The sequence below is a fragment of the Methylobacterium ajmalii genome, from assembly GCF_036448855.1.
Taxonomy (GTDB): Bacteria; Pseudomonadota; Alphaproteobacteria; order Rhizobiales; family Beijerinckiaceae; genus Methylobacterium; species Methylobacterium ajmalii.
Window position 1 is genome coordinate 41,894 of sequence record NZ_JAZFXT010000065.1, and the last position, 22,467, is coordinate 64,360.

General features: G+C 71.7%; 24 protein-coding genes. 5 read left to right on the forward strand and 19 right to left on the reverse strand.

Annotated features, from left to right (window positions below; translation table 11 throughout):
- Positions 1-71: 71 nt before the first annotated feature.
- The 13 genes from V3T34_RS26820 to V3T34_RS26880 form a co-directional block, all read right to left on the reverse strand.
- Positions 72-740 carry a helix-turn-helix domain-containing protein gene (locus tag V3T34_RS26820; RefSeq protein WP_305078583.1) on the reverse strand — a complete coding sequence of 223 codons (669 nt, stop codon included), beginning with the start codon at positions 738-740 and terminating at the stop codon, positions 72-74.
- Between the two features lie 247 nt (positions 741-987).
- Positions 988-1,389, reverse strand: coding sequence for a type II toxin-antitoxin system VapC family toxin (locus V3T34_RS26825; RefSeq protein ID WP_305078582.1), 402 nt, complete (start codon positions 1,387-1,389; stop codon positions 988-990).
- Positions 1,389-1,634: a type II toxin-antitoxin system VapB family antitoxin gene (locus V3T34_RS26830; RefSeq protein ID WP_058618205.1), complete on the reverse strand. Its 246-nt coding sequence runs from the start codon at positions 1,632-1,634 to the stop codon at positions 1,389-1,391. The genes V3T34_RS26825 and V3T34_RS26830 overlap by 1 nt, the downstream gene beginning before the upstream one ends.
- 152 nt (positions 1,635-1,786) lie before the next feature.
- Entirely contained in the window at positions 1,787-3,202 is a 1,416-nt protein-coding gene (locus tag V3T34_RS26835; RefSeq protein WP_305078581.1) for a DUF2254 family protein, read from the reverse strand.
- A gap of 87 nt (positions 3,203-3,289) precedes the next feature.
- The gene (locus tag V3T34_RS26840; RefSeq protein ID WP_305078580.1) at positions 3,290-3,667 is read right to left on the reverse strand and encodes a response regulator; all 378 of its coding nucleotides are present in this window, start codon (positions 3,665-3,667) and stop codon (positions 3,290-3,292) included.
- Between the two features lie 64 nt (positions 3,668-3,731).
- A complete protein-coding gene (locus tag V3T34_RS26845) occupies positions 3,732-4,214 on the reverse strand; it encodes a CBS domain-containing protein (RefSeq protein WP_305078579.1) in 483 nt (160 codons plus the stop codon).
- Between the two features lie 40 nt (positions 4,215-4,254).
- A complete protein-coding gene (gene ccoS / locus V3T34_RS26850) occupies positions 4,255-4,392 on the reverse strand; it encodes a cbb3-type cytochrome oxidase assembly protein CcoS (RefSeq protein WP_305078578.1) in 138 nt (45 codons plus the stop codon).
- Positions 4,393-4,410: 18 nt separating this feature from the next.
- Positions 4,411-6,732 (reverse strand): heavy metal translocating P-type ATPase, encoded by a 2,322-nt coding sequence (locus tag V3T34_RS26855; protein ID WP_305078577.1) that lies wholly within the window; start codon positions 6,730-6,732, stop codon positions 4,411-4,413.
- 13 nt (positions 6,733-6,745) lie between these two features.
- The gene (locus V3T34_RS26860) at positions 6,746-7,243 is read right to left on the reverse strand and encodes a FixH family protein (RefSeq protein WP_305078576.1); all 498 of its coding nucleotides are present in this window, start codon (positions 7,241-7,243) and stop codon (positions 6,746-6,748) included.
- 4 nt (positions 7,244-7,247) lie between these two features.
- On the reverse strand, positions 7,248-8,744 hold the full coding sequence (gene ccoG, locus V3T34_RS26865; RefSeq protein ID WP_305078575.1) for a cytochrome c oxidase accessory protein CcoG: 1,497 nt from the start codon (positions 8,742-8,744) through the stop codon (positions 7,248-7,250).
- A gap of 368 nt (positions 8,745-9,112) precedes the next feature.
- Positions 9,113-9,619 carry a L,D-transpeptidase gene (locus V3T34_RS26870; protein WP_091884301.1) on the reverse strand — a complete coding sequence of 169 codons (507 nt, stop codon included), beginning with the start codon at positions 9,617-9,619 and terminating at the stop codon, positions 9,113-9,115.
- Between the two features lie 189 nt (positions 9,620-9,808).
- Positions 9,809-10,186, reverse strand: a complete 378-nt coding sequence (locus tag V3T34_RS26875; RefSeq protein ID WP_060847433.1) for a DUF2794 domain-containing protein — start codon at positions 10,184-10,186, stop codon at positions 9,809-9,811.
- 420 nt (positions 10,187-10,606) lie between these two features.
- Positions 10,607-10,759, reverse strand: a complete 153-nt coding sequence (locus tag V3T34_RS26880; RefSeq protein WP_167543923.1) for a hypothetical protein — start codon at positions 10,757-10,759, stop codon at positions 10,607-10,609.
- 117 nt (positions 10,760-10,876) lie between these two features.
- On the opposite strand from V3T34_RS26880, the gene V3T34_RS26885 reads away from it, so the two are divergent.
- From V3T34_RS26885 to V3T34_RS26895, 3 genes are all read left to right on the forward strand, one after another.
- Entirely contained in the window at positions 10,877-11,473 is a 597-nt protein-coding gene (locus V3T34_RS26885; RefSeq protein ID WP_305078574.1) for a ribonuclease HII, read from the forward strand.
- A 132-nt stretch (positions 11,474-11,605) separates the two neighbouring features.
- A complete protein-coding gene (locus tag V3T34_RS26890; RefSeq protein ID WP_305078573.1) occupies positions 11,606-13,204 on the forward strand; it encodes an acyl-CoA synthetase in 1,599 nt (532 codons plus the stop codon).
- Positions 13,201-14,058, forward strand: a complete 858-nt coding sequence (locus V3T34_RS26895) for a PCC domain-containing protein (protein WP_305078572.1) — start codon at positions 13,201-13,203, stop codon at positions 14,056-14,058. The genes V3T34_RS26890 and V3T34_RS26895 overlap by 4 nt, the downstream gene beginning before the upstream one ends.
- On the opposite strand, the gene V3T34_RS26900 is transcribed toward V3T34_RS26895, so the two are convergent.
- The 4 genes from V3T34_RS26900 to V3T34_RS26915 form a co-directional block, all read right to left on the reverse strand.
- The gene (locus tag V3T34_RS26900) at positions 14,027-14,581 is read right to left on the reverse strand and encodes a GNAT family N-acetyltransferase (protein ID WP_305078571.1); all 555 of its coding nucleotides are present in this window, start codon (positions 14,579-14,581) and stop codon (positions 14,027-14,029) included. The genes V3T34_RS26895 and V3T34_RS26900 overlap by 32 nt on opposite strands.
- A gap of 439 nt (positions 14,582-15,020) precedes the next feature.
- Positions 15,021-17,033, reverse strand: a complete 2,013-nt coding sequence (gene thrS, locus V3T34_RS26905) for a threonine--tRNA ligase (protein ID WP_305078570.1) — start codon at positions 17,031-17,033, stop codon at positions 15,021-15,023.
- Positions 17,034-17,203: 170 nt separating this feature from the next.
- Positions 17,204-17,515, reverse strand: coding sequence for a membrane protein insertion efficiency factor YidD (yidD, locus tag V3T34_RS26910; RefSeq protein ID WP_305078569.1), 312 nt, complete (start codon positions 17,513-17,515; stop codon positions 17,204-17,206).
- Complete coding sequence (locus V3T34_RS26915) at positions 17,512-17,994, reverse strand: iron-sulfur cluster assembly scaffold protein (RefSeq protein WP_305078568.1); 483 nt, start codon at positions 17,992-17,994, stop codon at positions 17,512-17,514. The genes yidD and V3T34_RS26915 overlap by 4 nt, the downstream gene beginning before the upstream one ends.
- Before the next feature lie 275 nt (positions 17,995-18,269).
- Between V3T34_RS26915 and folE the strand changes: the two genes are divergently transcribed.
- A complete protein-coding gene (gene folE, locus V3T34_RS26920) occupies positions 18,270-18,929 on the forward strand; it encodes a GTP cyclohydrolase I FolE (protein WP_060847426.1) in 660 nt (219 codons plus the stop codon).
- Positions 18,926-19,348, forward strand: a complete 423-nt coding sequence (gene hisI, locus V3T34_RS26925) for a phosphoribosyl-AMP cyclohydrolase (protein ID WP_305078567.1) — start codon at positions 18,926-18,928, stop codon at positions 19,346-19,348. The genes folE and hisI overlap by 4 nt, the downstream gene beginning before the upstream one ends.
- A 326-nt stretch (positions 19,349-19,674) precedes the next feature.
- Here the strand turns inward: hisI and V3T34_RS26930 are convergent, their stop codons facing one another.
- Both V3T34_RS26930 and V3T34_RS26935 read right to left on the reverse strand, forming a co-directional pair.
- A complete protein-coding gene (locus V3T34_RS26930) occupies positions 19,675-20,091 on the reverse strand; it encodes a gamma-glutamylcyclotransferase family protein (protein WP_091884283.1) in 417 nt (138 codons plus the stop codon).
- 17 nt (positions 20,092-20,108) lie between these two features.
- Entirely contained in the window at positions 20,109-22,112 is a 2,004-nt protein-coding gene (locus tag V3T34_RS26935; protein WP_305078566.1) for an acetyl-CoA carboxylase biotin carboxylase subunit, read from the reverse strand.
- Positions 22,113-22,467: the final 355 nt, after the last annotated feature.

Below are 22,467 nucleotides of genomic sequence, written 5' to 3' on the forward strand. Positions count from 1 at the left end.
AGCGCGCGGCGCGGAATCGGATCGCCGTCGATAGCAGGAACCCGGCGCGGCGTCCGCCCCGAGGGTATCCTTCAGCCGTCGAGCCGCCGCAGCGCCGCCCGGTCGCGCAGCTCGACCGTGCGGCGGTGGGCCGGCAGGGCGATGATTCCGTCGCGCTCCAGCTGGGTGAAGGTTCGCGAGACGCTCTCGACCGTGAGACCCAGATGATCGGCGATGTCGGTCCGGGACATCGGCAGCGCCAGCACGCCGTCGGCCCCCGCCCGCTCGGCGAGGTCGAGGAGGAAGCTCGCGACCCGCTCGCGGGCGGTCTTGCGGCCGAGCAGCAGCATGTGGTCCTGCGCCCGGGCCAGCGCCCGCAGCATCGCCGCCACAACCTCCCGCGCCAGCGCCCCGGCCTCACCGGTGAGCGCCTCCCGATCGCTGCGGCGGTGGGCCGCGAGCACCGTGTCGGCGACCGCCTCGGCGCCGGTCCGGTGCACCTCGCCGACCTCGAGGCCGAAGATGTCGCCCGGGAGGTGGAAGCCGTCGATCTGCCGCCTCCCATCCCTCAGGATCCGGTAGGTCCGCACCGCGCCGGACACGACCTTGTAGAAGTGGAGCGCACGCTCGCCCTCGGCGTAGATCTCCCCGTCGGCCTCGACGCGGCGACGCGTGCCGGTCTCCTCCGGCCGGAGGCGGGCGCGGACGGGACCGGGATTCAGCGCGGGGCCGAGGCCGGCGGTGGCGAGAGCGAGCTGCATCGGATGCCTCGTCGGGCGATCGTTCGGGCGGTCTTGACGAGGTCCATGGCTAGGCGATCGAGGACGTCGGAGACATTCCGGTTCGACGCGTAAGGGATTCCCCTTAGCGTTGGGCACGTCCCGCTCGGGCTGCTCCTGGAGATCCTGCGAGGCGCGCCCCACTGCTCGGTGGCGCCCCTCGTGATCGACCGGCCCGCATGGGGACGCACGCATCAAAGTCGACGGAGGAAAATCTATATCTGCAACGCTAGAGCGCACTCGTCAGGTCGGTGTGACCAAAATCCGGTCCCTTGAACAGGATTGGATCCCGATAGGCGCGGGCGCAGGCGTAGGACAGGCAATCTGCGAGGTTGAGCTGTGCCGGGTGGCCCCTCCCCTTGCCGTAGCGCTGGAACGCCTCGACGGCGAAGCGGCCGATGCTATCGGTGATCGACACAACCGTGATGCTGGCCTCGGTCAGGAACTCATCGAAATCGGCCTGGACATCGGCCGGATCGCGATCCAAGCGGCTTGCTAGGACCATGCAGGTTTCCAGGCGAACCATCGGCGAGGTGTACCGCCGCGCCGCTCGTTCGATGCAGTCGGCGAAGACCGGGGCCTCGGGCTCCTTGCAGAAGATCGCCACGAAGGCGGACGTATCGACGAACATCAACGAGTCCACATTGCGTCGCGGTCCGCTTCGGTGACGGGCCGAGGGTTGGGTCCCGCCTTCGCGAGGGCTCGGTCCGCGAGGGATTCGAGGCGCTGCGCGAGGGGTGTCGAGGACCGCTCGCGTTCCAGTTCATGCTCCAAGGCGTGAATCACGGCCTCGGTGATCCCGGTGTTGCGGCGCTGAGCCAGTTCGCGAGCCAGCGCGTGCGCGCGAGGGTTGCGGACGTTCAGGGTTGTCGCCATCGCCGCCTCTCCATGCCGATGAAATGAAGAAACTCAGGGACGTCATGCGCGCGTCGTGAATCCGATGCGGGCGCCTGCGGATTGCGGATCGCATCAGGCACGAGGCCCGGCCGGACGGCATGCGGCGAAAGCGCTCTCCGGCGGGGAGAGCCCTACGATGTCGTCCCGGGCACCCGGGTCGAGCGCGAGTTCAGCTTGCCCAGGCTGCCCGCCAGATCGGCGGATGCCCTGGCGACCTCCTCGGCCACGCTCCGAAAGCCGCGTTCCTCCAGGGCCGAGGCCAGGTCGTGCAGGGCGGCGTCGAGCTGCCGCGTCAGGACGTGCTCGCCGAGGCTCGACAGCGCCCGGTGGGCGACATCCGCCAGTCTCTCGGCCGTCGGCCCCTCGACGTGGCGCAGCAGGATGGCGAGCGTGGCGACCGCCTCGGTCAGGGTCTGGGACTGGATCGACTCGGAGGCGACGACGATCACGGCTTCCAGGGCGTCGGTCGCGATGACCGGTGCGGCGTCGCCGTAGACGATGCGGGACCCGGCATCGCCCCGGATCTCGATTTCGCCGTGGCTCCACCGCGCGATGATGTCCCGCAGCGCCTGGATCACCGTGAGGCCGGGATTGGGATTGGATTTCGCGGTCGAGACGGAGGTCCAGGCGATGGTCGCGAGCTGATGCAGGCCGTAGGCGGTGCTCGTCTGGAGATCGCGCCCGTCGTCATACGCGAAGGCGGCGAGCGTCTCGTCGGCGATGCGCTCGCATGCCTGCGCGTCCAGGACGGCGCCGGGGCCGCACCGGAGCCGGCACACCGGATCGCCGACGGCGCGATACGTCCCGAGGGCGATCAGGACCTCGACCTCGACGTCGCCAGCGCGCTCCAGGGCCCGCTCGACCCGGGCGAGGTCGAGCCCGACGACGTAGCCGTTCTCCCGGGAGCGGACGAGGGCGCGGTCGGCCCAGTCGCGGCGCGTCGTCCTGCGGGTCGCGGCCAGCACGTCGAGATCCGCACCGCGCGCTTCGAGCACCTTGTCGTGGATGAACTGGATGATCTGTTCCGGCCGCATCTGGTCGATCGTGTTGTAGATCATCACGATGATCAGGCACAGGGCCAGGGCCGTGAGCAACAGGCTGAGCGCCGCCGCGAAGACCGGGCGGTGATAGTCGGTGTTCGTCACCAGCGTCGTCAGCACGAAGACCGACAGGCCGACGAAGTAGCCGAAATAGAGCTGGTTGGTCCGGCGCGCCATGAACTGGTCGGTGACCTGCGCCGTCAGGGCGCCCGCGCCCTGCTGCACGGCGAGGAGCAGGAGAGAGAAGGTGATCGAGGTGACCGTGACGATGCTCGACGCCACGGTCGCGAGCAGGCTGCCCAGGGCCGCGCGATCCCCCATCAGGGCCCCGAGCCAGGCAAAGCCGCGGGGCGCGCGATCGCCGGACCACGACCCGTCCGCCAGGTAGACCAGGGCACTGAGGCCGACGAATCCGAGCACCGTGGCGAGCGGCAGAGCCAGGAACTGCCGGAACGACCGTCGGATCGCGCTGACGAGCCGGTTCGGGACCGATGCAATGGTCTTCATCGACGAATGTTACCACGAGGCGATGCGCATCCGGGCACGGTAGCACGGGCCGCGCGGACCGAACCTCCGCCGCGCGTCCCGCGCCCCTCACGCCGAGGCGGACAGCGCGTCGTGGATGCCGGCGAGCAGCGACCCGTCCTCGAAGGGCTTCTCCACCACCTGCCGGAAGCCGGCCCTGGCGGCGCGGTGGCGCAGCTCCTCGGTGAGGCGGCCGGTGACCAGGATGGCGGGCAGGCCGACGCGCCGGGCGCGCAGGCGCCCGACCAGCTCGACCCCGTCCATGCCCGGCATGTGGTAGTCGACGACGAGGCACCCGGACCGGGGCAGCCCCGCCTCGCCGAGCAGCTGGCCGGCATCCTCGTAGAGGCGCACGTCGAGCCCTTCGAGCTCGAGGGCGAATTTGAGCGAGCGTCGGACGGCCTCGTCGTCGTCGACGACGAGGACCGGTCCCGTCGGAGCGGGCATGGCGGCCTTGGACCCTGTCTTGCCGTATCGTGGCCCGGCCCGCAGCGGGCCGCCTTGATCTCGCTCAAGCGGTCGCCGCGCCGGGTGCCCGCCCCGCGCCGGGCGGGATGTCTCGCAGGGAGATCATCCCGACCACCTCGCCGCCCCGCATCACCGGCAGGTGCCGGAACCCGCCGGCACGCATCAGAGCGTGCGCCTCCACGAGGCTCGCCTCGGCGGCGATCGTCCGGGGATCGCGGGTCATCACCTCGCGCACCAGGGTCAGGTGCGGGTCGCGGTGGCCGGCGATCACCCGCACCGCCACGTCCCGTTCGGTGACGATGCCGACGAGGCGGCGTCCCTCGACCACCGCCAGGGCGCCGATGCCGCGGTCCCGCATGAGGTGGCACGCGCTCGCCACCGTGAAGCCGCCGCTCACCCCGCACACGGAACGGTCGGCGAGGAAGGCCTGGACGGTGGTCTCGGGCAGGATCGTCTCGGGCAGGATCGTCTCGGGCGGGATCGCCTCGGGGAGAAACGTCTCGGAGAGGGGGGACGCGTCGGTCACGGGGCTGCTCCGGTGGCGTGGAGGGAAGGAACGGGACCGCTCAGTCGTCCGACAGGGCCCGCAGCTCGGCACCCTCGATGTCGTCGTACTGGCCGGACCGCAGCGCCCACAGGAAGGCGCAAAGGCCGAGGCCGCCGAGGCCGAGGGCGATCGGGATGACGAGGAGAAGCACGGCCATGACGGAATCCGGGAGCGCTCAGGGGACGAGGACGGCCGGGATCGCCGGTGCCGGGCCGGACTCCCCGGACGGGAGAGACGGCGCCGGCCGCGGCCGGCCCCGGGCGCGCAGGGCGTTCAGCGTGACGACGACCGAGGAGCCCGACATCGCCAGCGCGGCGATGAGCGGCGTGAGGAGCCCCGCGGCGGCGAGCGGCACCGCGACGAGGTTGTAGGCGCCGGCGAGCCACAGGTTCTCCATCATCAGGCGCCGGGCGCGCGCGCCCACCGCGAGCACCGCGAGCACCGGGGCGAGGCCGCGGCCGAGGAAGAGCGCGTCGGCGGCGGCCTGGCTCACATGGGCGGCGGTGACCGGCGAGAGCGAGGCGTGGGCGGCGGCGAGCGCCGGCGCGTCGTTCAGGCCGTCGCCGACCATCAGCACCCGCCGGCCGGCGCGGCCGAGCGCCTCGATCCGGGCAATCTTGTCCTGCGGCGAGAGGCCGGCCTCCCACTCGGCCACGCCGAGACGGGCCGCGACCGCGGCGACCGCGCTCGCCCGGTCCCCCGACAGGATCGCGACCCGGCGCCCCTGCGCGCGCAGCGCCGCCACCACCTCGACCGCGTCCGGGCGCAGCGCCTGGGCGACCGGGTAGGCGACCGGTTCCCCCGCTCCGGCGCGAAAGCAGATCACGGAGGCCTCCGGCGCGGCCGCGAGCGCCGCCGCGGCCTGCGCCTCGGCGCTGCAGAAGGCCGGGGAGCCGAGGCGCAGCTCGACGCCGTCGACCACGGCCCGGACGCCGAGGCCGGCCGCTTCCTGCGCCCCGGGATAGGGCTCGGCGCCGTCGGCGGCCCGCGCCAGCGCCGCGGCCATCGGGTGGCGGCTCGACAGGGCGAGGCGGGCGGCCCGTCCGAGCGTCGCGTCGTCGCCCGCCGTCGCGACGAGGACCGGCTCGGGCAGCGTCAGCGTGCCGGTCTTGTCGAACACCACGGTGTCGATCCGGCCCAGCCTTTCCAGGGCGGAGCCGTCGTTGAGGAGAACGCCGTCGCGAAACAGCGCGCCCGCGGCGACGACCTGGACGGCGGGAATCGCGAGGCCGAGCGCGCAGGGACAGGTGACGACGAGCACCGCGACGGCGGCCAGCAGCGCGGCGTGCGGCCCGGCCCCGGCGAGGAGCCAGCCCGCACCCGTCAGCGCGGCGGCCGCGTGGACCAGCGGCACGTAGAGCCGGGTGGCCCGGTCGGAGAGCACCATGATGCGCGAGCGGGCCTCGAGCGCGCGGCGCATCAGCGCCTCGACCTCGTCGAGAAAGCTCGCCCCGGCCGCCGCCGTGACGGCGACGACGAGGGCGCCGTCGCCGTTGAGGGCGCCGGCCGGGACGCGGGCGCCCTCCCCGACCGCCACCGGCACGGTCTCGCCGGTGACGAGGCTCGCATCGATCTCCGATCGCCCGCGCTCGATCCGGCCGTCCATCGGCACCCGCTCGCCCGGGCGCACCAGCACGCGGGCGCCGGGCGCGATCTCGCCGAGCGGCACGTCGCACACCGAGCCGTCGGCCTCGATCCGCGCCGCGGTCTCGCAGCGCAGGGCCGCGAGGTTCTCGGCCAGGGCCCGGGTCCGCCGCCGCATCGCCTGTTCGAGCACCCGCCCGATCAGCAGGAAGAACAGCAGCATGATCGCGCCGTCGAAATAGGCGTGGGTCGCGCCCAGAGCCGTCTCGACCACCGACATGACGAGGGTCAGCACCACTCCGAGCGTGATGGGAAAATCCATCGTGATCCGCCCGGCCCGCAGGCCGCGGAGCGCTCCTTCGTAGAAAGGCCGCCCGGCATAGGCCGCCGCCGGCAGGGCGACGAGCGCCTGGATCCAGTGGAAGAGGTCGCGGTTCTCCGGCGTCATGTCGGAGACGCTGCCGGCCCAGACCGAGATCGCCAGCAGCATCACGTTCATCGAGGCGAAGCCCGCCACCGCCAGGGCGCGGATCAGCCGCTCGCTCTCCGCCGCCTCGGCATCGGCCGGCCGGCGCGGATCGAAGGGATGGGCGGCGTAGCCGAGGGCGGCGAGCCGCAACCGGATCGCCTCGACATCCGCCGCGGCGTCCGGTGCCCACTCCACCGCGAGGCGCCGCTCGGTGAGGTTGAGCCGCGCCAGCGCCACGCCCGGCACTTCCGCCAAGCCGCGCTCGATGGCCGACAGGCAGGCGGCGCAGCGCACGCCCTCGACGGCGAATTCCGCCCGCGCCGCCCCCGCGTGGCTCCGGGTGACGAAGGCGTCGTAGTTGCGTCCGAGAGAGGGGCGGGTGTTCGCCTCGCTCCAGGCGGCATGGGCCTCGACATAGGCGAGCGCCGCATCGGTGCAGCACATCGGACCGCTCCCCTCACTCGACGGTGAGGCGGCGCTCGCGCCGCAGCTCGACCCCATCCGGCCCCGTCACCTCGACGACGAGGCGCCACTGGCCGGGGGGCAGCGCGTCGAGCCCGCCCGCATAGGTGCCGGGGGCGCCGGCCGCGAGGGGAAGGACCCGATCGAGGCGGGCATCGGTCGGGCGCTCCAGCCGGGCGCGCAGATCCTTGCCCGGGAGGGGGGTGCCGTCGGGGCCGCGCAGGGAGACGGTCAGGCGCGCGCCGGCCCCGTCCCGCGCGAGCGCGCTGTCGAGCCTCCAGTGCCGGGCGCCCTGGGCCCGGGCGCGGGCGAGTTCCGCGGCGTATACCTGGCCGGCATGGTAGGGCGAAGCCGCCTCCAGTCCCGTGAAGGTGCGGAGCGCCGAGGAGACCAGGACGGCATCGGCCGCCGCGATGGTGGCGAAGAAGCCGGCGAAGGCGAGGAGGACGTGCCGCCCGGTCAGGCGGAACGGGGAGACGGAACGGGCCTGCATGGTCTCACGGTGCCTTGAAGTGGTCCGGCGCCACGGCGGTCTCGCCGGTGGCCGGATCGGTGAGGCGGAAGGCGAGCGGGGCCGAGCCGGTGCTGCCGGGCGGTGCGAAGACGAGGACGCGGTACTCCCGCGTCGCGTCGGCCGGCACGACGAGGTCGCCGGCGGCGCCGACCACCTCGAGCCGGGCGCCCGCCAGCCCCTCGAGACCCAGGACGAAACGGCGCGCGATCCCGCGCTTGTTGATGACCCGCACGGTATAGCCGTTGCGCACCCCGCCATCCGACAGGACGACGAAGAGCGGGTTGCGGTCGTGCAGGACGCTGACACCGGTGAAGCTCCGGGCCGCCAGGCTCGCGAGCATGAAGCCGCCGATTCCCACGACCATGAGCCCGTACGCGACGGTGCGCGGGCGCAGGATCTTTCGGACCGGCGGCAGGCCCGCGGCCCGGCGCCGGCCGTTCGCCTCGGTGTCGTAGGCGATGAGGCCGGTCGGCCGCCCGAGCCTCGTCATCACGGTATCGCAGGCATCGGCGCACAGCCCGCACTGGATGCAGGCGAGCTGCAGCCCGTCCCGGATGTCGATCCCCGCCGGGCAGGCGGTGACGCAGGCATAGCAATCGACGCAATCGCCGGCCGGCCGGCCGGCGGCGCGCAGGGCGCCCGCCGTCTTCACCGAGGCGCGGGGCTCGCCGCGGTCGACCCGGTAGAGGATGTTGAGGGAGTGGGCGTCGGTGAGCGCGCCCTGGATGCGCGGCCACGGGCACATGTAGGTGCAGACCTGCTCGCGCAGGTGGCCGGCGAGCCCGTAGGTCGTGGCGGTCAAGGTCAGGATGGCGAAGCCGGCGGCCGGCGGGGCCTGGAAGGTCGCGAGCTGGCGCACCAGGGTCGGCGCGTCGGCGAAGTAGAGCACCCAGGCGCCGCCGGTCCACCAGGCGATCAGGAGCCAGATCGCGTGCTTGAGGGTGCGCAGGGCGACCTTTTCGACCGACCACGGCGCCGCGTCGAGCTTCAGCCGCGCCCGCCGGTCGCCCTCGACCAGGCGCTCGACCGCGAGAAACAGATCGGTCCAGACCGTCTGCGGGCAGAGGTAGCCGCACCAGAGCCGGCCGGCGACGGCGTTCATCAGGAAGAGGATCAGGGCCGCCAGGATCAGCAGGCCCATCACGTAGGTGATTTCCTGCGGCCACAGCTCGATGAAGAAGAAGTAGAGCCGGCCGCGGTCGAGGTCGATCAGCACCGCCTGCGAGGGCGCGCCTGGACCGCGATCGAAGCGCAGGAACGGCACGAGGTAGTAGACCCCGAGGGCCGCCGCCAGGATGATCCACTTCGCGGTGCGGAAGCGGCCGCGCACCGCCTGCGGATGGATCTTGCGCCGCGCCTCGTAGAGGGCGCCGGTCACGGCCGGCACCGCCGTCCGGGTCGCGGCGGCGCCGAACTTCGTCCGGCGGCGCTCGTGCGGAGCCGCGGCCCGTGCCGTCGTCGCAGGTTCGCTCGGGGCCATCGCCGCCTGTCCAGCCGCCCGGAAACGGGCACGCGCCGTCTTGGGACGGGGGGCGGCCCGCTTCATTGATCTCGCGCAATCGCCGGGCCGTCGGAGGAATCGACGAGGCGCGGAACGCTCCCGCCCCGGCGGGCGGGAGAGGGCCTATGGATCGAGGATCCCATCCCTCGGAGGGTTCGCCGCGGGGGTGAGGCGGTGTGATCGGAGTCTGGCTCGTCGAGCCGCCCTCGCTCCTGCGCTTACCTCGATCCCGAAAACGGGGTGATATTCTCTCCCCTCCCGCGGGGCTGGCGGGTTCACGCTTCTCTTGTCTGGGCCCCGGACGTGTCCTGCCGGGGCCCCGGACGTGGCCATCGGGGAAGCGGCTTTCAGCGCGTCACCACCACGGTGGTGCCGACCTGGACGCGGCCGTACAGGTCGGCGACATCCTGGTTGAACATCCGGATGCAGCCGTAGGACGCGAAGGTGCCGATCGAGCCCGGACGGTTGGTGCCGTGGATCGCGTACTCGCCGCGGTCGAGGGTGAGCGCGGCCACGCCCATCGGGTTGCTCGGCGAGCCGCCGGCGATCACCTCCGGCAGGCGGGGATTGTCCCGCTTCACCTCGTCGGGCGGCGACCAGGCCGGCCGCAGGTATTTTCCGTCGATGCGGGCGTAGCCGGTCCATTGCTTGCCGGCCTTGCCGACCGCGACGGGATAGCGGATCGCCGTCCCGTCGCCGTTGACGAAGTACAGTCGCCGCTCGGCGGTGCGCACCACCACCGTGCCGGCTTCCGTCGCCGCGTCGAACGCGACCAGTTCCCGCGCGGCGGCCGGGCCGGCCGCCAGCATCGCCGCGACGAACGCCGCCGCGGCCCATCCACTCTGCTTGTGCATCCCTGCGGTCCTCGAGCGTGACCTTCTTCAGCCAAGCGACAATCCGCCGGGAAACCTGTCGTTCCGGTTGGCAAAGATGCTTGCCGACGGATGAAGACGCGCGGGATGCGCGGGAGCGTTAAGGGGCGGTTCGCGGGACCGGTCGAGATCGCCGAGACGCGTTCACAGGGAAGTCTCCGAAACCGCGGCTCACACCACCCGGAGCGGCTTCTCGAGTACCCGCAGCACCTGGGCGAGGTCGTGTCCGCGCTTGAGGATGCGCCCGGTCTCGGCGATCACCGCGTAGGCGCCCTGGCGGCGGGCGAGGCGCGGGTCCTTCTCGATGCGGTAGAGCGGCCGCTCCGAGGTGCGGCGGTGGATCGCGAACACCGCCTTCTCGCGGTTGAAGTCCATCGTGTAGTCGCGCCACTCGCCCTCGGCGACCATCCGTCCGTAGAGGTTCAGGATGATCCGCAGCTCGTCGCGATGGAACGACACCTGCGGCGGCACGGCCCGGGGGAAGGGCACGACATGCCCGCCGGACGCGGTGCCGGTGCTCCGGCTATCGGCAGTCTCTCCCTCGCTCATCGCTTCTCCTGCCTGTCGGGGTGATTCGCGGGGCCCGGCCGAGTCACGGGGATTCGTCCGGGCGACGGGTGGTGAGCCGGCGAACGGCCGGCCTCACGCCATGATGGGAGTCCGAAAACCGCCTCGCAAGGGTTGCGCCCGGGCGACACCGACCCGGGATCGTGCCGGGACGGGGCCGAAAACCCGCTCGGCGGGGACGTGCCGGTCACGGAATCGCCCGAATCGCGCCCTGCGCCGGCCTTGATGCGCGCGCATGAAGGAACCGACCTCTTGGCCCGGCCCATCGGTCGCCCCGGCCCTCGCGGCCGCCGCGGTGACGACGGGCGGGGCATCCTCCTGAGGTTTCGAGACCCAAACGACTTCAGGGCCGCCTCCTACGGAGTGCGGTCCCTTTTTTGCGCCGGGCCGGGGCCGCAGGGTTCAGGGCTGCGACCACATCTGCGCGGTGAGCGCACGGGCGCGGGTGATGCGGATCTGGTCGAGGGTCCAGAACCCGATCGCCAGGGTCCCGGCCAGGAGCCCGATCGGCAGCGCGAGCGCCAGGAAACGGTTCTGCCGCGGCGGCGTGGTCATGCATCCTCCTCGTGTGCGGGCGTCCGGCTTATCACGGAAACGCCCGCCACGGGGGCCGGTGCCGGTACGGCACGCCCGGGAAGGATTTGGAAACCCCGATTACGGCACACCTCGCCCATGCGCCCGTTCGATGCCCGCCACGCCGCCCGCTATCCCGTCGTCATCGGCTGCGACGAGGTCGGCCGCGGCGCGCTCTGCGGCCCGGTGATCGTGGCGGCGGTGCATTTCGACCCCGCCACCCTGCCCCCGGACCTGCTGGAGGCCCTCGACGACAGCAAGCGCCTCGACGCCGCCACCCGCGAGCGCCTGGCGCCGCGGATCATGGAGGCGGGACGCGTCGCGCTGGCCGGCGGCTCCCGCGACTTGATCGACCGGATCAACGTGCGCGCCGCGACCCTCGACGCGATGCGCCGGGCGGTGGTGCGCCTCGGCATCGAGGCCGAGGTGGCGGTGGACGGGCGCGACGTGCCGCCCGGCTTGCCCCTGCCGTGCCGGGCCTTCGTCGGCGGCGACCGGCTGGTGCCGCAGATCGCCGCGAGCTCGATCGTCGCCAAGGTGGTGCGCGACCGGCTGATGCGGGCGCTCGCCCGGCGCCACCCGGCCTATGCCTGGGAGCGCAACGTCGGCTACGGCACCGCCGCGCACCGGGCCGCTATGGCGAGCCTCGGCGTCACCCGCCACCACCGCCTCAGCTTCAAGTCGCGCGCCTCGTAGCCGGGCGCATGCGCGTCGCGCGCTTCCGCTGCGGGGCGGGGGCATCGTAAGCTTCCCCCGACGCGCACGGGCCGAAGGCCGACGCACCGAGGGAGGATACGACGTGACCCAGACGAGCCGGAGGGCTGCCCGATGAGGCCGATGTCGCGCCGGGTGATGAACCTCGCCCACTCGCTCACCCAGGCCGCCGCGCGCCACCCGGAGCGCCCGGCGATCGTGTGGGGCGAGCGGAGCTGGACGTGGCGCGCCTTCGACGCCCGGGTCTCGGCGCTGGCGGCGGCGCTTCGGGCGCGCGGGATCGCCAAGGGCGACCGCCTGCTGGTGCACGCCCGCAACGGCAACGCCATCCTGGAGATCATGTACGCGGCGTTCCGCCTCGGCGCCGTGTTCGTGCCGACGAACTTCCGGCTGATGCCGGGCGACGTGTCGTACCTCGCGAGCCAGTCGGGCGCGACCGCCTTCCTGTGCCACGCCGACTATCCCGAGCACGTCGCGGCGGTGCGGGAGGCCTGCCCGTCGCTGCGCCACGTCGTCGTCATCGGCGAAGGACCGGCCGAGGGCGAGGCCTACGAGGCCGTGGTGGCCTCCGGCGAGGGGCAGACCCTCGCCAACGAGGGCGTCGAGCACGACGACCCGTGCTGGTTCTTCTACACCTCCGGCACCACCGGCAAGCCGAAGGCCGCGGTGCTGACCCACGGCCAGATGGCCTTCGTGATCACCAACCACCTCTGCGACCTGATGCCGGGCACGAGCCCGGAGACCGACGCCTCGCTGGTCGTGGCGCCGCTCTCGCACGGGGCGGGCGTGCACGCGGTGGCGCAGGTCGCCCGCGCGGTGACCTCGGTGCTGCCGGGCTCGGAGCGCTTCGACGCCGCGGAGGTCTGGGGCTTGGTCGCGCGCCACCGCGTCACCAACATGTTCACCGTGCCGACGATCCTGAAGATGATGGTCGAGCACCCGGCGGTCGACGCCCACGACCACTCGTCCCTGCGCTACATCATCTATGCCGGCGCGCCGATGTACCGCGAGGACCAGAAGCGGGCGTTGCGCAGCCTCGGCAAGGTGATCGTGCAGTATTTCGGCCTCGGCGAGGTCACCGGCAACATCACGGTGCTGCCCCCCGCGCTGCACGAGGCCGAGGACGGCCCGGCGGTGAAGATCGGCACCTGCGGCTTCGAGCGCACCGGGATGCAGGTGCAGATCCAAGACGGCGAGGGCCGCGAGGTCGCTGCCGGCGAGACCGGCGAGATCTGCGTCTGCGGGCCGGCGGTCTTCGCCGGCTACTGGGAGAACCCGAAGGCCAACGCCGACGCCTTCCGGGACGGGTGGTTCCGCACCGGCGACCTCGGCTTCCTCGACGCCGAGCGCTTCCTCTACATCACGGGGCGCGCCTCCGACATGTACATCTCGGGCGGCTCCAACATCTATCCGCGCGAGATCGAGGAGAAGATTCTGGCCCATCCGGCGGTGGCCGAGACGGCGGTGCTCGGCGTGCCGGACCCGACCTGGGGCGAGATCGGCATCGCGGTCTGCGTCCCGCGCGAGGGCATGGCGCTGTCCGAGGACGACGTGATGGCGTTCCTGTTCGACAAGGTCGCCCGCTATAAGCTGCCCCGCCGGGTCATCCTGCGCGAGGCGCTGCCGAAATCCGGCTACGGCAAGATCACCAAGAAGATGGTGCGCGAGGAGTTGGAGGCTGCCGGGCTGCTGGGCGAGAGGGCGCAGTCGTGAGCGGCGCCGATCCGACCCGGCCCGGTTTCGCCACCCTGGCGCAGCCGGGCCCGGCCCGGCCCGAACGCTGGCTGGCGGCCGGCGGCGCCCTCCTCCGCCGCGCCTTCGACCTCGCGCCGGGGCGGACCCTGCTCGATGCCGTCGCGGAGCCGCTCGCGGCGACCGGGATGCGCGGCGGCGTGGTGCATCTCGCGGGCGGGAGTTTTTCTCCCTTCGCCTACGTGATGCCGGCGCTCTCCGCCGACACGCGCTTTGCCGCCTATTACAGCGAGACCCACCGGCCCGAGGGCGAGACGCGGCTCGAGCGCGCCAGCGCCACCTTCGGCGAGCGCGACGGCGCGCCGTTCCTGCACGTCCACGGCACCTGGATCGAGCCCGACGGGCGCCGCCGCGCCGGCCACCTCCTGCCGCTTGAGGTCGTGATCGCGGACGCGGTCCGGGCAGAGGCCTGGGGTACGGCGGCGGCGGCCTGGCGCGTCCTGCCGGATGCCGAGACCAACTTTCCGCTGTTTACCCCCGTGGCCTCCGGTGACGCACCGTCCGCCTGCCTGCTCCTGAAGATCCAGCCGAACGAGGAGATCCACGGCGCGATCGAGGCGGCGTGCCGGGCGCACCGGCTCGCGGCGGCGCGGGTGCGCGGCATCGGCAGCATCGTGCGGCCGACCTTCGCCGACGGGCGGGTGATCCCGACCGATGCCAGCGAGGTGCTGATCCGCGACGGGACCGTGGGGGACGGGGTGGCGCGGCTCGATATCGCGGTGGTGGACGTCGCGGGGGCCATCCACGAGGGCGTCCTGCGCCGCGGCGCCAACGCCGCCTGCATCACGTTCGAGCTGTGCCTGACGGCGGAGTGAGGCCCTCACGCTCGACGGCGTAGACCTGCACCAACTCGTCGCGGCTCCTCGCCGGCGCGTGAATCACCATCTCGCGCCGGAACGTCAGGCCGCAGGCCCGCATGACCGCGAAGGAGGCGGCGTTCTCCGGGTGCGCGCTGGCCTCGATCCGGTCGAGGTCGAACCAGTCGAACGCGGCGGGCAGCACGGCGCCGGCCGCCTCCCGCAGGAATCCGCGGCGGTGATGCGCCTCCCCGAGCCAGTAGCCGAGGATCGCGGTCCGCGGATCGGTCCGGTGCAGCATGATCCAGCCGAGGAGCTCGCCCCGCGCCGTGATCGCGAGCGACAGGGCTCGGCCCGCCGCGGCCTGCTCCCGCGCCGTCGCGATCCGCTCGCGGGCCATCGCGACGGTGTAGGGCAGCGGCCAGGAGGCGAGCCAGCGGCTCACCGCCGGGGTCATCATGGCGCTGGTCGCCTCCGCGTCCTCCGGGGCGACGAGGCGCAGGTGGGGCGTGTCGAGGGTGGGCGGAGACAGTCCTGTCATGGCGGCACGATATCATGCCTTGCCGCGAGGTCAGCGCCGATCGTCGCACGACGCGAACGGATTCGTCCTCCTCGAACGACGGTCGCCGACCCGACAGCGACCTACCCCCTCGACCGCCGGATCGAGGCGAGAATCAAATACGACGTCGTGATTTCGCGATCATGTCTTCGAGCGAGCGTTCCCCTCGCCCAGGCTGCAGAGGGAAACAACGCCAGATCCAAACACCGTGATCGTCGATTATGACGGATCGATACGATCGCGACCCGGTTCGATCCGCCAGGAACGACACTTCGGCGAGGGGTCGATGCGACGTCGGTACGCCGTATCGGAAGCCTGCGCGAGATCCGATCGGCGCCGGGAGCCGCATCGCGAGGCACTCGATCGGATCTCGCATCCTCCAAGGCAGACCGCTCCGGGAATCCCGGAGCGGTTCAACCCTCTACGGAACCGGCGTCTCCCCGTGCTGCCCGTCGAGCGTCACGGCCTCGCTCGGCACGCTGTCGGTCACGGCCTGCGCCCGGCGCAGGTCCGGGAAGGTCGCCTCGGCGACGAGTTCGGCCAAGGCTTGGTCGAGCGGCAGGGTGCGGCTCTGCGGGCTGCCGAGGCGGCGGATCGAGACGGTGCGCTCCTCGCCTTCCTTGCGGCCGACGACCAGCATCACCGGTACCTTGGCGTGGGAATGCTCGCGGACCTTGTAGTTGATCTTCTCGTTGCGAAGATCGGCCTCGGCCCGCAGGCCCGCCGCGTCGGCCGCCCTCAAGACCTCGCGGGCATAGGGGTCGGCCTCGCCGGTGATCGTTGCGACGACGACCTGGAGCGGGGCCAGCCAGAGCGGGAAGTGGCCGGCGAAATGCTCGATCAGGATGCCGGTGAAGCGCTCCATCGAGCCGCAGATCGCCCGGTGGACCATCACCGGGGTCTTCTTCTGCCCGTCGGCATCGACGAAGAAGGCGCCGAACCGCTCGGGCAGGTTGAAGTCGACCTGCGTCGTGCCGCATTGCCAGTCGCGGCCGATGGCGTCGCGCAGCACGTACTCGAATTTCGGGCCGTAGAAGGCGCCCTCGCCGGGGTTGATCGCGGTCTTGATCCGCCCGCCCGACTGCTCCTCGATCTGGGACAGCACCCGGGTCATCACCTCCTCGGCGTGGTCCCACAGGGCATCCGAGCCGACGCGCTTCTCCGGCCGCGTCGAGAGCTTCACGACGATCTCGTCGAAGCCGAAATCGGCGTAGGTGGAGAGGATCAGATCGTTGATCTTCAGGCACTCGGCGGCGAGCTGGTCCTCGGTGCAGAAGACGTGGGCGTCGTCCTGCGTGAAGGCGCGCACGCGCATCAGCCCGTGCAGCGCGCCGGACGGCTCGTAGCGCGAGACCGCGCCGAACTCGGCCATGCGCAGCGGCAGGTCGCGGTACGACTTGAGGCCGTGCTTGAAGATCTGGACGTGGCCGGGGCAGTTCATCGGCTTGATCGCGAAGACGCGGTCGTCCTCGGTCTTCGTGACGAACATGTTCTCCCGGTACCAGTCCCAGTGGCCCGAGGTCTCCCACAGCGCCTTGTCGAGGATCTGCGGGGCGTTCACCTCGGCGTAGTCGCCCTTCAGGCGCCGGCGCATGTAGGCGATCAGCGACTGGAACAGGGTCCAGCCCTTCGGGTGCCAGAACACCACGCCCGGCCCCTCCTCCTGGAAGTGGAAGAGGTCCATCTCACGGCCGAGCTTGCGGTGGTCGCGGCGCTCGGCCTCGGCGAGGCGGTTGAGATAGGCGTCGAGGTCGGCCTGGTTGGCCCAGGCCGTGCCGTAGATCCGGCTCAGCATCGGCTTCGTCGAATCGCCGCGCCAATAGGCGCCCGCCACCTTCATCAGCTTGAAGGCGCTGCCGACCTTGGCCGTCGAGGTCATGTGCGGGCCGCGGCAGAGGTCGAACCACTCGCCCTGGCGGTAGATCCGCAGATCCTCGCCCGGCGGGATCGCGTCGACGAGCTCGACCTTGAAGTTCTCGCCCTTCTCCTCGAACAGCTTGCGCACGTCGTCGCGCGCCCAGACCTCCTTGGTGAAGGGGGCGTCACGGGCGATGATCTCGCGCATCCGCGCCTCGATCGCCGGAAAGTCGTCCGGCGAGAACGGGGTCTCGCGGTGGAAGTCGTAGTAGAAGCCGTTCTCGATCACCGGGCCGATCGTGACCTGGGTCTCCGGCCACAGCGACTGCACGGCTTCCGCCAGCACGTGGGCGCAATCGTGCCGGATCAGCTCGAGCGCCCGAGGGTCGGTGCGATCGAGGAACTCGATGCGGGCATCCTGCGCGATCGTATCGTCGAGGTCGCGGACGGTGCCGTCGAGGGCCATCGCGACGGTGCGCTTGGCGAGCGACTTGGCGATGCCCTCGACGACGGCGCGGCCGGTCACGGCGCCGTCGAACGAGCGGGTGGCGCCATCGGGGAAGGTCAGGATCGGCATGGTCTTCAAAGGACTCCTCGGGGCTCACTCCTGCGCACGGTGCAGGTAAGCCGGGTGGCGGACACGAAGTCCGGCGGGCCAATGGGCCGCGCACCGGACCGGCGCCCTATAGCAGCGATGACGGGACATGTCAGACACAGTCCCTCGCCTTCGCCCGCGCCTTTGGAGGATCAGCCCTCGACGCTCTCGCAGAGCGGCGGCGCGTTGACCCCGCGCCAGCGCGCATAGGCCCAGGGGCGGTGCCAGGCGCCGGGGGGCAGCGTCTCGGGCACGAGGTCGATGCCGTGGGTGCCGAACGGGCCGCAGCGGCAGATCCGGGCGAAGCCCATCCAGCCTCCCGCCCAGAGGCCGTGGCGCTGGATCGCCTCGTCGGTATAGGCCGAGCAGGACGGCCAGTGCCGGCACTGGCGCCCGACGAGGCCCGACAGCGAGAGCTGGTAGCCGCGGATGGCGAGGTGCGCCGCGTGGCGGGCCGGACTCACGCCGGTACCGCTTCTGTCTTGGCGGCTCCCTCGGTGGCTCCCTCGGTGGCTCCCTTGGCGGCGATCTGATCGAGGGCGTCGACCACGGCGTCGAAGGTCAGCAGCGTCGAGGCGTGGCGGGCCTTGAAGTCCCGCACCGGTTCCAGCACGGCGAAGTCGGCGAACTTGCCCTCGGGCGCCGGTCCGCCCTCCTTCAGCATCCGCCGCACGGTCTCGCGGAGCGACCGCAGTTCGTCGGGGCTCGCCCCGACGGCGTGGCGGGCCATCAGCGACGAGGCGGCCTGGCCGAGCGCGCAGGCCTTCACGTCGTGGGCGAAGTCGGTGACCGTGTCGCCCTCGGTGGCGAGGTCCACGGTCACGGTCGAGCCGCACAGCTTCGAGTGCTTGGACGCGCTCGCGCCCGGCGCCGGCAGCCGCCCGAGGCGCGGGATGTCCGCCGCGAGGGCGAGGATGCGGGCGTTGTAGATGTCGTCGAGCATGGCAGTCGTACTTTGGGCGAGAGGGGCCACCGGACTGACGAATCGGGCTTGACCGGACCGGTCCGACTTTGGCTTGACGGGCGGATGCCCCGGAGCGCAAGGACCTGCCGCGCCCCCGGTGCATTGCGCGGCCGAGCCGAGCCCGTGATATAGGCACCGAGGCCCGGCTCCGCGAGACGCCGCCGGGTCGCGGCGCGGTGCGCGCGACGGCAGGGCGGCCCCGACGAACCGGAGATCCGGGTCGCCCCGACCCTGGCCACGATCTTGGAGGCGTGATGGACGCGGTGCTGAAGTCCTTGTCGGTCCGGGCCCCGGAGGCGGCCGACAAGCGCAGCGACGCCCCCCGGCCGGAGCGCGTCACCGAGCGGCCGACCCGCCAGGAGGCCGAGGCCGCCGTGCGTACCCTGCTGCGCTGGGCCGGCGACGACCCGGAGCGCGAGGGCCTGATCGAGACGCCGCAGCGGGTGGTGAAGGCCTACGAGCAGATTTTCGGCGGCTACCGCCAGGACGCCGACGCCATCCTCGACCGGGTGTTCGAGGAGGTGGAGGGCTATTCCGACATCGTGCTGGTGCGCGACATCCCGTTCCACTCGCACTGCGAGCACCACATGGTGCCGTTCATGGGCCACGCCCACATCGCCTATTACCCGCGCCGCGGCGTCGTCGGGCTCTCGAAGCTCGCCCGGGTGGTCGACACCTTCGCCCGCCGGCTCCAGACCCAGGAGACGATGACCGCCCAGATCGCCGACGTCATCGATTCGGTGCTGCATCCCCGCGGCGTCGCCGTGATGGTCGAGGCCGAGCACCTGTGCATGGCGATGCGCGGCGTGCAGAAATCCGGCGTCTCGACCATCACCACCCAGTTCACCGGCGTGTTCAAGCAGGACCCGACCGAGCAGGTCCGCTTCCTCACCCTGGTCCGCGACCGGCGATGACCGTACTTCCGACCTTCGCGGCGCCCGGTCCCAAGCGCGAGCTGGAAGAGGGCGAGACCTTCACGCCGCGCTTCGGCCCGGACGGCCTGATCACCGCGGTCGCGGTCGATGCCGAGACCGGCGCGATGCTGATGCTCGCGCACATGAACGCCGAATCGCTGGCGCGCACGCTCACGACCGGCGAGGTCTGGTACTGGTCGCGTTCGCGCGGGGAGCTCTGGCACAAGGGCGCCACCAGCGGACAGATCCAGACGCTGGTCGAGATGCGGGTCGATTGCGACCAGGACGCGCTCCTGCTGCGGGTGCGCGTCGGCGGCGATGGCGGATGCTGCCATACCGGGCGGCGGGACTGTTTCTATCGAAGCGTCGCCTACGATGCCGCGAGCGGGGCGGTGACGCTGGTTCTCCGCGCTTCGTAGGGCACTGCGGCTCAACCCACCCCCGCAGGGGTAGGGCTGCCCGGGAAAGCTCTTGAGACGAGAAGAGCGCGGGATTCCCCTCTCCACGCGGGCGGGGAGAGGCCTGAGCTCCGAAGGGGCTCAAGAAGCCCGAAGGGCGAGGGTGAGGGGGTATTTCCGGAGAAGCCTCACTCGTCGAGCCCCCCTCACCCTCGCTCCGGCTGCGCCTGCGCTTGCCGTATCTCCTGTACGTCGACACGGCCCTCTCCCCGCCCGCGGGGAGAGGGGGGAACCCGCGCCTTTTTCTTTCTCCGGACTACCCTGCCGCGGAGGAGGGTTTTCGGCGGTCACCGCTTCAGCGCCGCCAGCCCCTTCAGGTACATCTCCGGCAACCCGTTCTCCCGACCCGCCGCGATCACGCCCTCCAGGTAGCCCGGCCGCGGCACGCCGCCGTTGCCGCGCCCGAGATAGACCAGCGCCCGCCGCACCCCGCCCTCGGTCGAGACCGGCTGCTGCGCCTTGACGTAGAGCCCGCTCGCCACGCCCTCGTAGCGGTCGAGGGCGGGCACGTCGCTCAAGGCCAGGTCCCACAGCACGCCCCAGACCGTTCCCGAGGGCCAGCGCTCCACCGAAGCGTAGCCCTCCCGCATGATCACCAGGCGGTGGCGGTTGAGCCGGCCGAGGCCGATGACCCGCGAGGCGGGGCAGCGCCGGGCCATGGCGGCCCGGTCCATGTTGGAGCCGTAGGCGAAGTACAGCGGCACGGGAGAACCGGACGACCTCAGGCGAATTCGAGGATCACCGCATCCACCGCAAGGCTGTCGCCCTCCTTGGCTTGGATGGTCTGGACGGTGCCGTCGCGCTCGGCGCGCAGCACGTTCTCCATCTTCATCGCCTCGACGATCGCCAGCGGCTCGCCCGCCTTCACCTCCTGACCGGGGGTGACCATGATGCTCTTCACCAGCCCCGGCATCGGGCAGAGCAGCTGCTTGCCCGAACCGGCGACCTCCTTGACCGGCATCAGGGCGGCGAGTTCGGCCTCGCGCTTGGTGTAGACGCGGGCCTCGGCGGCCGCGCCCGCGTGGTTGAGCAGCACGCCGTTGAGGAGCGGGCGGACCTGGACCGCCGCCGGCTCGTCGCCGATCGTGCCGGCCCAGACCGGCTCGCCCGGGAGCCAGTCGCTCTCCACCATCCACTCGGTGCCGTCCGCGAAGGCGACCACGACGCCGTCGTTGGTGGTCTCGACGGTCGCCTCGAAGCGCTCCTCGCCGAGGCGCACCACCCGCTCCTGCTCGAAGCGCAGCAGGTAGGGCTCGCGCATCTGGCCCGAGATGCCGCGCTTACGCTCGTTCTGCATATGGTCGATCGCGGCGGCCACCGCGGCCATCCGGCGCGCCACCTCGCCCTCGGGCTTCGGTGCCTCGAACCCGTTCGGGAACTCTTCCGCGATGAAGCCGGTGGAGAGCCGGCCTTCCTGCCAGCGCGGATGGTGCATCAGCGCCGAGAGGAACGGGATGTTGTGGCGGATGCCGTCGATCGCGAAGGCGTCGAGGGCCTGGGCCTGCGAGGAAATCGCTTCGGCGCGGGTCGGCGCCCAGGTGACGAGCTTGGCGATCATCGGATCGTAGTGGATCGCGATCTCGCTGCCCTCCTCGACGCCGGTGTCGTTGCGCACGATCGCCTCGCCGAACTCGCCCTCCTCCGGCGGCCGGTAGGTGGTGAGCCGGCCGATCGAGGGCAGGAAGTTGCGGGTCGGGTCCTCGGCGTAGACGCGGCTCTCCACCGCCCAGCCGTTGAGCTTCACGTCGTTCTGGGCAATCGGCAGCGTCTCGCCGGCGGCGACCCGGATCATCAGCTCGACGAGGTCGAGGCCGGTGATCATCTCGGTCACCGGGTGCTCGACCTGGAGCCGGGTGTTCATCTCGAGGAAGTAGAACGACTTGTCCTGGCCGGCGACGAACTCGACGGTGCCGGCGGAATCGTAGTTCACGGCTTTCGCCAGCGCCACCGCCTGCTCGCCCATCTTGCGCCGGGTCGCCTCGTCGAGGAGCGGGCTCGGCGCCTCCTCGATGACCTTCTGGTTGCGGCGCTGGATCGAGCACTCGCGCTCGCCGAGATAGACGACGTTGCCGTGCTTGTCGCCGATGACCTGGATCTCGATGTGGCGCGGATCGGTGATGAACTTCTCGACGAAGACCCGGTCGTCGCCGAAGGACGAGGCGGCCTCCGAGCGGGCGCGGGCGAAGCCCTCCGCCACCTCGTCGGCCGAGTGCGCGATGCGCATGCCCTTGCCGCCGCCGCCGGCCGAGGCCTTGATCATCACCGGATAGCCGATCTCGTCGGCGATGGTGACGGCGTGCTCGGGGGACTCGATCACCCCGAGGAAGCCCGGCACGGTCGAGACCTGCGCGGCGGAGGCCGCCTTCTTCGACTCGATCTTGTCGCCCATGGCGGCGATGGCGCCCGGGTTCGGGCCGATGAACACGATGCCGGCGGCTTCGAGCGCCTTCGGGAAGGCCTCGCGCTCGGACAGGAAGCCGTAGCCGGGATGCACGGCCTGCGCACCGGTCTGCCGGCAGGCCTCCACGATCTTGTCGATGACGAGGTAGGACTGGGCCGCGGCGGCCGGGCCGATATGCACCGCCTCGTCGGCCATGGCGACGTGCAGCGCGTCGCGGTCGGCGTCGGAATAGACCGCCACCGTCTTGATCCCCATCCGGCGCGCCGTCTTGATGATGCGGCAGGCAATCTCGCCGCGGTTGGCGATCAGGATCTTGTCGAACATCGGAGCGCGCACTCGAGCCTTGAGGAGAAGCCGGGCCGGGGTGGGACACACCCAAGCTCATCCCCGTTAAAGCATGGCGCGCGCGGCGCAAAGCCGGCTGTTCTCGGCCAAAGGGGCGAACCCGGTCACCCGGCGCGAAAGGGCGGAGCCCGTCTTCACGCGGCCCAGAAGGGCGGAGCTCGTCTTCATGCAGCGCGAAAGGGCGAAGCCCGTCTTCACGCAGCAATGGCGTAGGCCAGGATCTCCTCGACCGCCTCGTCGCCCCCGGCCCGCGCCCGGTTGGCCTTGAGGGCGAAGCCGATCAGCACCGCATCGTTGGTCTCGGCCTCGCGCACCACCTCGACGGCGATGCGGG